The sequence below is a fragment of the Stenotrophomonas sp. 107298_Sma genome, from assembly GCF_056480345.1.
Map to the genome: position 1 here is coordinate 3,660,283 of NZ_CM151094.1, position 14,574 is coordinate 3,674,856.

The window sequence follows — 14,574 nt, forward strand, 5'->3', positions numbered from 1 at the left end:
CCCGTCGTCGTTGTTGCTGGAGCCCCCATGTCCGTCCGCCTTCCTGCGTCGCCACTCGGCCTCGCCATCGCCCTCGCGCTTTCCGCCGCCGCCCCGGCCCTGGCCCAGGACGCCACCAACCTGGACACGGTGATCGTCACCGGCACCCGCGCGGCCGACCGCACCGTGCTCGAATCCACCTCGCCGGTGGATGTGCTCACCGCCGAGGACATCCGCAAGGCCGGCGTGGTCAACGGTGAGCTGGGCAGTGCGCTGCAGGCGCTGCTGCCGTCGTTCAACTTCCCGCGCCAGTCCAACTCCGGCGGCGCTGACCACGTGCGCGCCGCGCAGCTGCGCGGCCTGTCGCCGGACCAGGTGCTGGTGCTGATCAATGGCAAGCGCCGCCACCACACTGCGCTGGTCAACACCGACAGCAAGATCGGCAAGGGCACCACCCCGGTCGACTTCAATTCGATCCCCGTCAGCGCGATCAAGCGCATCGAAGTGCTTCGCGACGGCGCCGGTGCGCTGTACGGCTCCGATGCGGTGGCCGGCGTGATCAACGTGATCCTCGACAACGGCGGCGACGGTGGCGAGATCGAGGCCAGCTACGGTGCCAACCACACCGACCTCAAGCCGATCGGCCGCACTCTCACCGACGGCCAGACCGGCAACATCAGCGCCAAGGTCGGCACCTCGCTGGGCGAGGACGGCGGCTTCCTGCGCGTCGGCCTGGAGTACAAGCACCGCAACGGCACCAACCGCGCCGGCTTCGACCAGATTCCGCCGTGGGACCAGACGCCGGACAACCTGGCGCTGCAGGGCAAGCGCAACTACGTGCTGGGCGATGGCAAGAGCAAGGACATCAACCTGTGGCTGAACACCGAGATTCCGGTGGGCCAGACCTCCACGTTCTATGCGTTCGGCACCTTCAACCAGCGGGATACCGAAGGCGCGAACTACTTCCGCTATCCCGATGGCGATGCGAACTGGAAGCAGATCTATCCGAATGGTTACCGGCCGATCTCCGAAGGCGAGAACCGCGACGTGCAGGCCGTGGCCGGCGTGCGCGGCCAGTGGGGTGAGTGGAGCTACGACGGCAGCCTGGATTACGGGCAGAACGATTTCACCTACCGCCTGCGTGATTCGCTCAACGCATCGCTGGGCCCGACCAGCCCGACCCGCTTCAAGACCGCCGACTACGAATACGCACAGACCGTGGGCAACCTCGACCTGAGCCGCGTGTTCACCCAGAGCGACAGCATCAGCCACACCCTGGGCCTGGGCGTGGAAGCGCGCCATGAGCGCTACCAGACCCGTCCCGGCGACCCGGCCAGCTATGCGGCCGGCCCGTACACCGACCGCCCGACCGGCTCGCAGGCCGGTGGCGGCCTGACCCCGCAGGACGCGGCGCGCCTGTCGCGCGACGTGGCCAGCGCCTACGCCAGCCTGTCCAGCCAGTTCGGCGAGAAGTTCTCCACCGATCTGGCCGCGCGCTACGAGCACAATGACGACTTCGGCGGCGAACTGACCGGCAAGCTCGGCCTGCGCTACGAATTCACCCCGGCGTTCGCGCTGCGCGGCGCCATCTCCAACAACTTCCGCGCACCGTCGCTGGCGCAGATCGGTTACGAATCCACCTCCACCGGCTACAACGCCGGCGGCCAGCTGGTGCAGGGTCGACTGCTGTCGGTCAACAATCCGATCGCACGTGGCCTGGGTGCGCAGAATCTGAAGCCGGAGAAGTCGATCAACACCTCGCTGGGCTTCACCAGCCGCATCGGCGAGCACTTCGACCTGTCGCTGGACTTCTTCCAGATCGACATCGACGACCGCATCGCGCTGTCGGAAAGCATCACCGGCGATGCACTGACCGACTACGTGGCGGCCAACTACGGCGTCACCGGCCTGCAGAGCGCCAGTTTCTTCGTCAACGCCGCCGATACCCGCACCCGCGGTGCCGAGCTGGTGAGCAACTGGCGGCAATCGCTGGGCAACGGCCAGCTGCTGCTGACCGGCACCTATGCGTACACCAAGACCACGCTGAAGAACGTGCTGGCCACGCCGGCACAGCTCCGTGCACTGAACCCGGACTACGTGCTGTTCGGTATCGAAGAGACCAACACCCTCACCGATGCCACGCCGCGCACCCGTGGCAGCTTCTCGGCCGCCTGGAGCAACGACCACTGGTCGCTGAGCACCCGCGTGAACCGCTATGGCAGCGCCACCCGCGTGTTCAACTTCGGTGACGGCTACATCCCGCGCCAGACCTACCAGGCCGAATGGCAGCTGGATGCCGAAGTCGAGTACCGCATCACTCCGCAGTGGAGCGTGGCCATCGGCGGCCAGAACCTGACCGACAACTACCCGGATCGATCCAACAGCGATATCCACTACTTCGGCAACCTGCCGTATGACGTGCTGTCACCGATCGGCAGCAACGGCGCGTACTACTACGGCCGCGTCCGCTATACGTTCTGATCGCATTGGGTGTGATTGCCTTCGGTGGGTGCGGACCGTTGGTCCGCACTACACGGTAGTGCCGGCCGCTGGCCGGCAACCGCAGGGTGCATCCATGGACCATGAAGTTGCCGGCCAGCGGCCGGCACTACCAAATCCGTAGCCTGCCCTCGACCCCACGTACACGCCCGCGCTGGCAAGCTGGGCGTCATGGCTGAACCGCTCCCCCTGCGTCCGCCACCTCCATTGCTGGACGATGCCTGCGCGTTGTTCCTCGATGTTGATGGCACCCTGATCGAATTCGCTGCACGCCCGGATGCCGTGCAGTTGCTGCCCGACGTGCGCGAAGCCATCGGCCGCATCAGCGACCGCCTGGAAGGTGCCGTGGCACTGGTCAGTGGTCGCCCGCTCGAGCAACTGGACCAGTTGTTCGCTCCCCTGCAGCTTCCGGCCGCCGGCCTGCATGGCCACGAACTGCGTGGCGAGGATGGTCGCGTGCTGCGCGACGCACATGATGACGACACCGCCGACTGGCTGCACGCGCTGCACCAGCAGGCGATGCGTTTCGCGCATGGACATCCTGGCGTGCTGGTGGAAGACAAGGGCGTCGGCCTGGCCCTGCACTGGCGCGGCGCACCGAACGCAGCAGCCGATGTGCGCGCCTTTGCCGACCGCCACCTGCGCGGTCGCAGCAGCCATCGCCTGCAGCCCGGCGATCATGTGGTGGAATTCGTGCCGGTCGGCTCCGACAAGGGTCGCGCGGTGCGGCGGATGATGCAGTACCTGCCGTTCCGTGGCCGCCTGCCCGTGTTCATGGGTGACGACCTCACCGATGAGTTCGGCTTTGACGCCGCCAACGGCCAGCACGGCTGGAGTGTGCTGGTGGGTGAACGCGAACCCAGCGCGGCGGTGTTCGCACTGCCCGACATACGCAGCGTGCACGCCTGGCTGCGTGAGAATGCCTATTGACCCGGCCAACCCCCACGGCCGCAACCGAGATGTAGCACGTGATGACCCAACCCGATCTTGATCTGGGCGTGGTCGGCAACGGCAGCTTCGGCGCCCTGGTCGACAAACATGCCCGCGTAGTCTGGAGCTGCCTGCCCACCTTCGACGGCGACCCCACCTTCTGTGCCCTGCTCGGCCCCAACCAGCAGACCGGCGGCGACTTCGCCATCGAGCTGGAGGATTTCAGCAGCAGCGAGCAAGAGTATCTGACCAACACCGCGATACTCCGCACCGTGCTGCACGACAGCCACGGCGGCTCGCTGGAAATCCTCGATTTCGCTCCGCGCTGGCGCCAGAACGATCGCTTCTACCGCCCGGTGAGCCTGATCCGCCAGGTGCGTCCACTGGCGGGCAGCCCGCGCATCACCGTACGCGCGCGGCCGCTGGCTGACTGGGGCGCACGCGTACCCGAGTCCACCTGGGGCAGCAACCACGTGCGCTGGATCCTGCCTGAGCACGTACTGCGGCTGACCACCGATGTGCCGGTGCGGCTGGTGCGCGATGGCCTCCCCTTCGTGCTCAACCATCCGGTCCACCTGATTCTGGGCGTGGACGAATCGCTCGACCGCTCGATCAGCGGCTACGTGCAGGACGCCTTCCAGCGCACCCGCGACTACTGGCGCGAATGGGTGCGCTACCTGTCCATTCCGCTGGAATGGCAGGACGCAGTGATCCGCAGTGCGATCACCCTCAAGCTGTGCCAGTACGAGGACAGCGGCGCGATCATCGCGGCGATGACCACCTCCATTCCCGAAGCGCCCGGCAGCGTGCGCAACTGGGATTACCGTTACTGCTGGCTGCGCGATGCCGCGTTCGTGGTGCGTGCGCTGAACCGCCTCGGCGCGACGCGCACGATGGAACAGTTCCTCGGCTACATCTTCAACCTGGCCAGCAACGATGGCACGCTGCAGCCGCTGTATGGCATCGGCTTCGAAGCCAAGCTGGACGAGGACGAAGTACCCAGCCTGTCCGGTTACCGCGGCATGGGCCCGGTGCGCCGCGGCAACCTGGCCTGGGTGCAGCGCCAGCATGATGTCTATGGCAGCGTGGTACTCGCCTCCACGCAGCTGTTCTTCGATCGTCGCCTGCAGGATCCTGGCGATGCGCACACCTTCGCGCGGCTGGAACCCCTCGGCGAACAGGCCTTCGCCCTGCATGACGTGCCCGATGCCGGCCTGTGGGAGTTCCGCGGCCGCACCGAAGTGCACACCTATACCAGCGCAATGTGCTGGGCAGCCTGCGACCGCCTGTGCAAGATCGCCGTGCGCCTGAAGCGTGATGACCGCGCACGCTACTGGCGCGAGCGCGCCGACACCATCCACGCCCGCATCATGGCCGAAGCCTGGAGCGAGGAACGAGGCCACTTCACCGATACTTTCGGCGGCCATCGCCTGGATGCGTCGTTGCTGTTGCTGGCCGACATCGGCTTCATCGACGCAATGGACGCCCGCTTCGTCGCCACCGTCGAGGCCATCGGCCGTGACCTCAAGCATGGCAACTCGCTGTACCGCTATGTCGCCCCGGATGACTTCGGCGAACCGGAAACCAGCTTCACCATCTGCACGTTCTGGTACATCGATGCGCTGGCCGCGATTGGTCGCATGGAAGAGGCGCGCGAGATGTTCGAGCTGTTGTTGAAGCAGCGCAACCACCTGGGCCTGCTGTCGGAGGATCTGGCCTTCGACAGCGGCGAGGCCTGGGGCAATTTCCCGCAGACCTATTCGCACGTCGGCCTGATCACCGCCGCGATGCGTCTGTCGCGGTCCTGGCAGGAGGCATCGTGAGTCGTCTTGTCGTGGTTTCAAACCGTGTGGCCGTGCCGGGTGAAAACCGCGCCGGCGGCCTCGCGGTCGGCCTGCTGGCCGCACTGAAGGAACGCGGCGGCCTGTGGTTCGGCTGGAGCGGCAAGAGCGTGCGCGATGGCAGTGGCACGCTGCACACGCAGAAGGATGGCGACATCGAGTTCGTCACCCTGGACCTGAGCAAGCGCGAGGTCGATGGCTACTACAACGGCTTCGCCAACCGCACGTTGTGGCCACTGCTGCATTTCCGCCTGGACCTGGTCGATTACGATCGCGGCACCCGCGAGACCTACCACAAGGTCAACGCGCTGTTCGCCGACAAGCTCGCGCCGTTGCTGCGCGAGGACGACATCGTCTGGATCCACGACTACCACCTGATCCCGCTGGGCGCGATGCTGCGCGAACGGGGCATCGGCTGCCGCATCGGTTTCTTCCTGCACATCCCGATGCCCTCGGCCGACCTGCTGCAGGCGATGCCCGACCATCTGCGGTTGTTCTCGGCGCTGTATGCCTACGACCTGGTCGGCTTCCAGACCCAGCGAGACGCCGACCGTTTCCAGACCTACCTGCGCCTGTTCGGCGGTGGCAAGGTGCTCGAGAACGGTAAACTGGAAGCGCCGGGCGGCCGCCGCTTCCGTGCGGCCGCCTTCCCGATCGGCATCGATACCGAACTGATCGCCCGCCAGGCCGGTACCGCTGCCACCAAGGCCGCGGTGAAGAACCTGCGCGCCAGCCTGCGCGACCGCCAGCTGGCGATCGGCGTGGACCGCCTGGACTATTCCAAGGGCCTGCCCGAACGCTTCCTCGGCTTCGAGCGTTACCTGGAACGGCATCCGGACCAGCACGGCTCGCTGACCTACCTGCAGATCGCCCCGGTCTCGCGCGGCGATGTCACCGAGTACCGCCAGCTGCGCAGCCAGCTGGAACAGATCGCCGGGCACATCAATGGCGGCCACGCCGCACCCGACTGGACCCCGCTGCGCTACGTCAACCAGAACTTCACCCATGCCACCCTGACCGGCTTCTACCGCGCTGCCGCAGTGGGCCTGGTCACCCCGCTGCGCGATGGCATGAACCTGGTGGCCAAGGAGTACGTGGCCTCGCAGGATCCGGAAGATCCCGGCGTACTGGTGCTGTCGTTGCTGGCCGGCGCCGCCGACGAACTCAAGCAGGCGTTGCTGGTGAACCCGCATGACCTGGACGGCGTCGCCGATGCCATCGCCACCGCGGCGACGATGTCACTGCACCGGCGCAAGGAGCGCTGGCACGCGATGATGGAGCACCTGCGCACCTACGACATCAACCACTGGCGACGCAGCTACCTCGACGCGCTGGAGGGCTGAGGGAAAAAGGGGACGGAGGGGATTAAGTCGTTTGTGCACAAACGACTTAATCCCCTCCGTCCCCTTTTTTCTTCAATCCAGGAACCGTGCGGCCTGCTCCGGTGTCTGCAGATAGCAGGCGTCATGCCGCCCGAACCAGCGATAGCGGTTGCGGGCCAGCGCGCGGTACGCCGCGTCGCGCCAGCTGCGCGGCAGCACGCGCAACGCACCAGTGAGGCGCCAGCCACCACCGAGTCCTGCCAGCACGCGCAGGATCGCATCGGTATCGGTCCAGGCGCCCTGTTCGTCCAGCAACAGGAACGACATCGGGTCCTGCGGATCCAGCCCGTGCGCGCGCAGCAGGGCGCTGCCCTGCGCACCCTGCATTGCCGCGAAGCGATAGCGTCCCTTGCGATCAAAGCGCAGCAGGAAGCGCACCCAGCGGTTGCACAGTGCGCAGACACCATCGAACACCATCACCGCGCCGCCCGCGTCGGTGGCGGCTTCACTGCGGTTCGAGCCAGCCTTCATAGCGGATCAGGGCTCCTGCCCAGGGCAAGGTCACATCGACCAGGAAAGTGTAGCGCTGGTCGTCCCAGGCCTCGCGGCAACGTACGCCACCAAACCAGCGCGTCGGCAGCGGCAGCAGGCCAAATGCCCAGACCCGCCGCACCGACCAGTCGATGCCACCGTCGCGGGCCTGCAGGTCGAACTCAAAACGCACCGCACCCAACTGCTCGTGCAGATACCCTTCGTGCGCCCACAGCCTCGATACCATCGGCCAGCGGCCGAAGCGTCGTGCCCAGCGTTCACCCTGCCCGTGTGCACTGAACGCCACCTCGGTCGGCAGCGCCTCGCCATCCCTTGGCAACCGCGCCAGCGCGGCCAGCAGCGGCACCAGCCAGTGCCGGCCGCGCTCGATCCGCGCCTGGCCCACGTAGCGGCAGGGCAGCGGCGCGGCATGCAGTGCCTGCACCGGTGCGACCAGGGTGGCGAAGGCCGGCCCCAGCACGCGCGCGAACAGCGGCACGCTCAGGGCGCGATCCAGGCCAGGGTTGCCATGCGTCCGGTACGACGATCGCGCCGGTGCGAATACAGGTCCGGATCGGCCATGGTCGACACCGTACCGCCGTGAATCTGCGCCGGGTCCATCCCCGCCGCCTGCAGGCGCTGCCGGGCCAGGGCGAACAGGTCCACCTTCCAGTGGCCAGCACGGGTTGCCATGAATGCAGCCTCGGCGGCCGGATCGTGGCCGACGAAAGCGTGATAGACCTCCTCGCCGATCTCGTAATCGGCCGGTCCGGCCGCCGGGCCCAGCCAGGCGCGCAGCTGCGCCGGTGGCGTCTGCATGGCGGCCACGGTGGCCTCCAGCATGCCGTCGGCCAGGCCACGCCAACCGGCATGGGCGGCGCCCACCTCGCTGCCATCGACGGCGGCGAACACCACCGGCAGGCAGTCAGCAGTCAGGATCGCCAGCACCACGCCCGGCACCGAGGTCACCGCGGCGTCGGCGACCGGTTCGCTGGCACCGGCCACTGGCGGCGCGTTGAAGCGCAGTACGGTGCTGCTGTGCACCTGGCGCAGCCAATGCGGCGCCGACGGCAGCGCCAACCCCTGCTGCAGCAGCTGGCGGTTGTGCTCGACGTTGGCCGGGGTGTCACCATCGGCCGCGTGCCGGTTGCCCAGGTTGAACTGCGCGAACGGCGCCGGCGAGATGCCGGCACCATGCCGCCGCGTGGTCAGCGCGTGGACGCCCGCAGGCGCCGGCCAGTCCGCCTGCAGCAATGGCAGCGCGGCAGCCATCACCAGCGGTCCCGCTCGCGTGCGGCGAAGGCGTCGCTGTCTTCGCGCAGCACCTTCAGCAGGTGCAGCATGTCGGCCGGCACCGGCGCAGTGTTGCGCACCGTCTCACCGGTGATCGGGTGCACGAACTCCAGCGTCTCGGCATGCAGCGCCTGGCGCTTGAAGCCGCGCAGCGCGGCCACCAGCTCGTCGCTGGCGCCCTTGGGCAGCTTCAGCGCGCCGCCGTACAGCGGATCGCCCACGATCGGATGGCGGATATGTGCCATGTGCACGCGGATCTGGTGGGTACGGCCGGTTTCCAGGCGGCATTCCAGGGCGGTATGTGCACGGAAACGCTCGCGCAGGCGGTAATGGGTCACCGCTTCCTTGCCATCCTCGCGCACGCCCATCTTCAGGCGGTCGCGCGGGTGGCGGTCGATCGGCGCATCGGCAGTGCCGCCGGCCACCAGCGCGCCCATCACGATGGCCAGGTACTGGCGGTGCACGTCGCGTGCGGCCAGCTGCTCGACCAGCGCGGTCTGTGCCTCCAGAGTCTTGGCCACCACCATCACGCCGCTGGTGTCCTTGTCCAGGCGATGCACGATGCCCGCGCGCGGCAGCACCGCCACCGACGGGTCGCGGAACAGCAGGGCGTTGACCAGGGTGCCGCTGTGGTTGCCAGCGCCGGGGTGCACCACCAGGCCGACCGGCTTGTTGATCACCAGCAGGTACTCGTCCTCGAACAGCACGTCCAGCGGGATGTCCTCCGGCTGGGCGTCGGTCTGGGTTTCAAGCACCACGGTGAGGGTGACCACCTCGCCGCCGCGCAGCGGATCGCGCGGGCGGGCCTGGGCGCCGTCCAGCAGGACATCGCCGGTCTTGATCCACTCGGTCAGGCGCGAACGCGAGTATTCGGGGAACAATTCGGCCACGACCGCGTCGAAACGGCGGCCGGCAGAGGTGTCGGGGACGATGGCCTGGCGGGCCGATTCAGAGGGTTGTTCAGACATGGCAGGGGGCATTCTTTGAAATTTTGGGGTCCCGGCGGCCGGTTTCAGTCGCTGGACAGGACACTAGGCTATCATCGACCCTTCGTATTCCAGCCGCGTCCCGCCTCGACCTCATGATCCGACGCTCCGTCATGCTCTCTGCGCCCGTCCGCCTCACCGCCCTGTTGCTGGTGCTGGTCATCGCCGCCACCGGTTGCCATCGTGGTGCCAAGAAGGGTGATCGCCCCGATGAAGGGACGCCGGTCGAACAGTTGTACGAGAAGAGCCACAAGCTGATGCAGGGTGGCAACTGGAGCGGCGCCGAAGGCAGCTTCCGCCGCCTGGTGGCCCAGTATCCGTACGGCCCGTACACCGAACAGGCGATGATCGAAACCGCCTATGCCCAGTACAAGGCCGGCAAGCACGATGACGCGGTGTCCAGCATCGACCGCTTCATCCGTACCTACCCGACCCACCGCAACATCGCCTACCTGTACTACCTGCGCGGCCTGGCCAACTCCAACCGCAGTACGGTTTTCCTTCGCCGCGTATGGTCTCTGGATGCAAGCCGCCGCGACCTGTCCACGCCGCACCAGGCGTACTCGGACTTCAACATCGTGGTAGACCGCTACCCGAACAGCCGCTACGCCGCTGATGCGCGCCAGCGCATGCTGGAGCTGCGTGACGTGTTCGCCCAGCACGAGCTGGACAACGCCCTGTACTACATGCGCCGCGGCGCATGGGTCTCGGCCGCGGGCCGCGCCAACTACCTGCTGGAAACCTACCCGCAGAGCGCCTTCCAGTACGACGCCGTCGCCGTCCTGGCCGATTCCTACACCCACCTGGGCAACAAGACCCTGGCCGACGACGCCCGCCGCGTCCTGCAGCTGAACCAGCCGGACCACCCGTGGCTGGAAGGCAAGTGGCCGAAGTACCCGTGGATGGTCCGCAAGCTGAACCCGTTCGCCGGCGAGAAGTCCGCCAGCACCGGCCAGCGCAACGCGCGACTGGAAAAGAAGTAAGAAAAAGGCCCCGCGAGGGGCCTTTCTTCTTTCTGTAGAGTCGAGCCGTGCTCGACTGCTCTCAGCAGGACGCTCCACGCGCGACGGCTTCCCGGGTGCCGCCTAGGAATTCTCCGAATCCCCGGTGGATGCGACGCCGGTCCCAATCGGCGCGGGCAAGGCCCTCCACACTGCGGCGCAACGGCCATCCTGGCCGGCAAGGAGCGCCCCATGACACCACCGCCCCGCCGTTTGCGGCACCTGACCACCCTGATCGCTTCGGCCGTGCTGGCGCTGGCCTCCGGCCCGCTGGGCGCCACCCCGGCCGCCCCCGGCGACCTGCTCTCCGCCGCGCCCTATCGCGCCAGCTGGGTGCCGTCTGCGGCCGCCCAGGCCTACAAGCTGCACTACCGCACCCCAGACCACCGTGGCCAGTTGGCCGAAGGCACCGGCCTGCTGTACCTGCCGGCCGGCGCGGCTCCGGTCGGTGGCTGGCCGGTGGTGTCGTGGGCACACGGCACCCAGGGCATCGCCGATCGCTGCGCCCCCTCCGTGTCCGGCCCCTACCAGCCTGAACGCGACGGGCGTTTCCTCGACCTGTTCCTGGCACAGGGCTATGCCGTCGTCGCCGCCGACTACCAGGGCCTCGGCAGCCCCGGTGACCACGCCTACCTGCACGTGCGCACCGCCGCACGCAACGCCATCGATCTGGTCAAGGCCAGCCATCAGTACCTCGGCCGCACCACACTGTCGCCGCGCTGGGTCTCGGTTGGCCATTCGCAGGGCGGTGCCGCCGCGCTTGCTGCCGGCCACATCGCGGATGCTTACGGCGGACCATCACTGCGGTACCGCGGCAGCTTCACCACCGGCACGCCCACCGCCGTCGAACTGACCGCGCTGGTGATGAAACCGGACAACCGCACCGCCAATCCCGGCGCGCTCAACGCCTATCACGCCTATCTGCTGGATGGCCTGCTGCAGGTCGCCCCGCAGATCGACCGCGTGCTCAGCGATGAGGGGCGTGCACGGGTCGCGCTGGCGCGCGGGCAATGCCTGGGCGAACTGGCCGCCACGCTGGAAGGCGCCGATACCGGCGCGATGTTCATCTCACCGCTGACCGACGTGGCGGGCATCTGGACCTTGCTGCACGACTACCTGGGCGTGCCGCGCCGCGGTTTCAGCCAGCCGCTGATGCTGGGCCATGGCAGCGAGGACCGCGACGTGCCGTACATGACCACCCTGCTGTATGCCGCGGGGCTGGTCCTGCGTGGAGAGCCCGTGGCATTCCGGCGCTATCCGGTCGACCACCGCGGCACGCTGGATGCGGCGGCTGCGGATGGCCTGGCGTTCGTGCGTGCGCGGCTGGGGGACAGCCCGTTCGACGAAGCCACCGAAACCGCCGGCTTCGAACAGCTGCTCTACCAGGCCCGGTAGATTCACGCCATGCGTGGATACGTGGTCTACGGGATTGCCGGCCAGCGGCCGGCACTACCTGGTAGCGCCTGGCCCTGCCCTGCGACCTGCGCTCAGCCCTTGTAGCCGTTGCTGATCGGGTAGCGGCGCTCACGGCCGAACGCACGCCGCGAGACCTTCGGCCCCGGCGCGGCCTGGTGCCGCTTCCACTCACTGATGCGCACCAGGCGCAGCACGCGGTCGACCACGGCCGCGTCGTAACCGGCCGCAACGATCTCCGTGCGCGACTGCTCCTGGTCGATGTAGCGGTACAGGATGCCGTCCAGCACGTCATAGGCCGGCAGCGAATCCTGGTCCAGCTGGTTCTCGCGCAGTTCGGCCGAAGGCGGGCGGCTGATCACCGCCGGCGGGATCACCGGCGCACCGCCCACGGTGTTGCGCCACTTCGACAGACCGAACACTTCGGTCTTGTACAGGTCCTTCAGCGGCGCGTAGCCACCACACATGTCGCCGTAGATCGTGGCGTAACCCACCGCGTACTCGCTCTTGTTGCCGGTGGTCAGCAGCAGGCCGCCGAACTTGTTGGCCAGCGCCATCAGGATCACGCCACGGCTGCGCGACTGCAGGTTCTCCTCGGTCACGTCCGGGGTGGTGCCTTCGAACATCGGCGCCAGCGATTCCATCAGGCCCTTGAATGCTGGCTCGATCGACACCGCTTCCAGCTTCACGCCCAGCGCCTGGCACTGTTCGGCGGCCAGATCATTGGACAGGCCAGCGGTGTAGCGCGACGGCAGTCGCACTGCGGTGACGTTTTCGGCACCCATTGCATCCACGGCCATCGCCAGCACCAGCGCCGAGTCAATGCCACCGGACAGGCCCAGCCACACTTTCCTGAAGCCGTTCTTGCGGCAGTAGTCCTGGATGCCACGGGTCACAGCACGCCAGGCCAGCGCGTCCATGCTCTCATCGCCATCGTCCATCCACACGTGCGGCATGAAGCGACGGGTTTCACCGTCGTACTCCACCACCAGCCACTGATCGACGAAGGCCGCCGCGGCCGGATGCACGGTACCGTCGCCGTCGGCCACCACCGAAGCACCATCGAATACCAGCGCGTCCTGGCCACCGACCACATTGAGATAGGCGATCGCCGCCCCGCTCTCGCGGGTACGCGCCGCCAGCACGGCATCGCGCTGGGCGTGCTTGCCGCGCTCGTACGGTGAAGCATTGGGCACCACCACCAGCTGCGCACCTTCGCGCACGGTGTCGGCCAGCGGCTCGGCGAACCACAGGTCTTCGCAGATCAGCAGGCCCACCGGAATGCCGTTGACCTCGAACACGCAGCTGCCGCCATCCGGATCGACATCGAAGTAGCGACGCTCGTCGAACACCGCGTAGTTGGGCAGTTCGCGCTTGCGGTAGGTCTGCTCGACCAGGCCATCGCGCAGCACGCTGGCGGCGTTGTAGACCACCGCACCTGCTGCCTGCGGCCAGCCGACCACGGCGGTGATGCCACGGCAGGCGGTTGCGATGCGGGTCATCGCCTGCTCGCATTCGTACAGGAAACCGGGGCGCAGCAGCAGGTCCTCCGGCGGATAACCGCTCACGGCCAGCTCGGGGAACATCACCAGCTCGGCGCCGTACTCGTCGCGCGCCTGGCCGATCATCTCGATGATGCGCTCGGTGTTGCCGGCGACATCGCCGACCGGGAAGTCGAACTGCGCCATCGCGATGCGGATCGAAGCCATGGGAATCCAGCCTGTGGTTGCAATGCCGCCATTGTAACGCCGGGGTCAGATCCCTTTTGCGCAGCAAAATGGATCTGACCCCACACCAGACGCAGAAAGGCCGCCCGGAGGCGGCCTTTCTGTTTCAAGCAGCCGGCCAGCGGCCGGCTCTACAGAATCGTCTGCCGGAGGCAGTCGATCTTATTTCACCAGCTTGGCGATGGCAGCGCCCAGGTCGCCCGGCGAACGCACGGTGACGACGCCAGCAGCTTCCATTGCAGCGAACTTGCCTTCTGCAGTGCCCTTGCCGCCCGAGGCGATCGCACCGGCGTGGCCCATGCGCTTGCCGGCCGGAGCCGACGCACCGGCGATGAAACCGACGACCGGCTTCTTCACGTGGTTCTTGATGTACTCGGCGCCGGCTTCTTCAGCGTCGCCGCCGATTTCGCCGACCATGATGATGCCTTCGGTCTGCGGGTCTTCGTTGAACAGCTTCAGGCAGTCGACGAAGTTCAGGCCGTTGATCGGGTCACCACCGATGCCGATGCAGGTGGACTGGCCCAGGCCGACTTCGGTGGTCTGCTTGACCGCTTCATAGGTCAGGGTGCCCGAACGCGACACGATGCCGATCTTGCCCGGCTGGTGGATGTGGCCCGGCATGATGCCGATCTTGCACTCACCCGGGGTGATGACGCCCGGGCAGTTCGGCCCGATCAGCACGGTGTCCGGATGCGAACGGGTCAGCACGTTCTTGACGCGCAGCATGTCCAGCACCGGGATGCCTTCGGTGATGCAGACGATGACCTTGATGCCGGCAGCAGCGGCTTCCAGGATCGCGTCGGCCGCGTACGGCGGCGGCACGTAGATGACCGAAGCGTTGGCGCCGGTGCTCTGCACGGCGTCGGCAACGGTGTTGAAGACCGGCAGGTCGATATGGGTGGTGCCACCCTTGCCCGGGGTCACGCCGCCAACAACCTGGGTGCCGTACTCGATCATCTGAGTGGCGTGGAAGGTGCCCTGCTGGCCGGTGAAGCCCTGCACGATCACCTTGGTGTTCTTGTTAATCAAAACAGACATGGGAATTCCTTGGT

General features: G+C 67.3%; 12 protein-coding genes. 6 read left to right on the forward strand and 6 right to left on the reverse strand.

The window, feature by feature from the left end; translation table 11 throughout:
* The first annotated feature begins 27 nt into the window (after positions 1-27).
* The 4 genes from ACZK2G_RS17105 (at position 28) to otsA (ending at position 6,592) form a co-directional block, all read left to right on the forward strand.
* The gene (locus tag ACZK2G_RS17105) at positions 28-2,460 is read left to right on the forward strand and encodes a TonB-dependent receptor plug domain-containing protein (protein WP_478473927.1); all 2,433 of its coding nucleotides are present in this window, start codon (positions 28-30) and stop codon (positions 2,458-2,460) included.
* 189 nt (positions 2,461-2,649) lie between these two features.
* Positions 2,650-3,408, forward strand: a complete 759-nt coding sequence (gene otsB, locus ACZK2G_RS17110; protein WP_065723853.1) for a trehalose-phosphatase — start codon at positions 2,650-2,652, stop codon at positions 3,406-3,408.
* Between the two features lie 41 nt (positions 3,409-3,449).
* On the forward strand, positions 3,450-5,231 hold the full coding sequence (locus tag ACZK2G_RS17115) for a glycoside hydrolase family 15 protein (RefSeq protein ID WP_006386902.1): 1,782 nt from the start codon (positions 3,450-3,452) through the stop codon (positions 5,229-5,231).
* Positions 5,228-6,592, forward strand: coding sequence for an alpha,alpha-trehalose-phosphate synthase (UDP-forming) (otsA, locus tag ACZK2G_RS17120; RefSeq protein WP_478473929.1), 1,365 nt, complete (start codon positions 5,228-5,230; stop codon positions 6,590-6,592). The genes ACZK2G_RS17115 and otsA overlap by 4 nt, the downstream gene beginning before the upstream one ends.
* 72 nt (positions 6,593-6,664) lie before the next feature.
* On the opposite strand, the gene ACZK2G_RS17125 is transcribed toward otsA, so the two are convergent.
* Genes ACZK2G_RS17125 through rluD form a run of 4 tightly spaced genes read right to left on the reverse strand, consistent with a single transcriptional unit; the run spans position 6,665 to position 9,363 of the window.
* On the reverse strand, positions 6,665-7,102 hold the full coding sequence (locus tag ACZK2G_RS17125) for a thiol-disulfide oxidoreductase DCC family protein (RefSeq protein ID WP_478473931.1): 438 nt from the start codon (positions 7,100-7,102) through the stop codon (positions 6,665-6,667).
* On the reverse strand, positions 7,077-7,601 hold the full coding sequence (locus ACZK2G_RS17130) for a DUF4166 domain-containing protein (protein ID WP_169050352.1): 525 nt from the start codon (positions 7,599-7,601) through the stop codon (positions 7,077-7,079). Before ACZK2G_RS17130 ends, ACZK2G_RS17125 begins: the two co-directional genes overlap by 26 nt.
* 2 nt (positions 7,602-7,603) lie before the next feature.
* Positions 7,604-8,374, reverse strand: a complete 771-nt coding sequence (gene pgeF, locus ACZK2G_RS17135) for a peptidoglycan editing factor PgeF (protein WP_136639329.1) — start codon at positions 8,372-8,374, stop codon at positions 7,604-7,606.
* Positions 8,374-9,363, reverse strand: coding sequence for a 23S rRNA pseudouridine(1911/1915/1917) synthase RluD (gene rluD / locus ACZK2G_RS17140; protein WP_080103094.1), 990 nt, complete (start codon positions 9,361-9,363; stop codon positions 8,374-8,376). Before rluD ends, pgeF begins: the two co-directional genes overlap by 1 nt.
* Before the next feature lie 113 nt (positions 9,364-9,476).
* Between rluD and ACZK2G_RS17145 the strand changes: the two genes are divergently transcribed.
* Together ACZK2G_RS17145 and ACZK2G_RS17150 are read left to right on the forward strand one after the other, a co-directional pair.
* The gene (locus ACZK2G_RS17145; protein WP_046985444.1) at positions 9,477-10,364 is read left to right on the forward strand and encodes an outer membrane protein assembly factor BamD; all 888 of its coding nucleotides are present in this window, start codon (positions 9,477-9,479) and stop codon (positions 10,362-10,364) included.
* Between the two features lie 210 nt (positions 10,365-10,574).
* Positions 10,575-11,777, forward strand: a complete 1,203-nt coding sequence (locus ACZK2G_RS17150; RefSeq protein WP_046985445.1) for an alpha/beta hydrolase family protein — start codon at positions 10,575-10,577, stop codon at positions 11,775-11,777.
* A gap of 92 nt (positions 11,778-11,869) precedes the next feature.
* Here ACZK2G_RS17150 and ACZK2G_RS17155 read toward each other — a convergent pair whose 3' ends face one another.
* Both ACZK2G_RS17155 and sucD read right to left on the reverse strand, forming a co-directional pair.
* Complete coding sequence (locus ACZK2G_RS17155) at positions 11,870-13,504, reverse strand: NAD+ synthase (protein WP_046985446.1); 1,635 nt, start codon at positions 13,502-13,504, stop codon at positions 11,870-11,872.
* A gap of 180 nt (positions 13,505-13,684) precedes the next feature.
* Positions 13,685-14,560 carry a succinate--CoA ligase subunit alpha gene (gene sucD, locus ACZK2G_RS17160; RefSeq protein ID WP_005410793.1) on the reverse strand — a complete coding sequence of 292 codons (876 nt, stop codon included), beginning with the start codon at positions 14,558-14,560 and terminating at the stop codon, positions 13,685-13,687.
* Positions 14,561-14,574 lie beyond the last annotated feature (14 nt).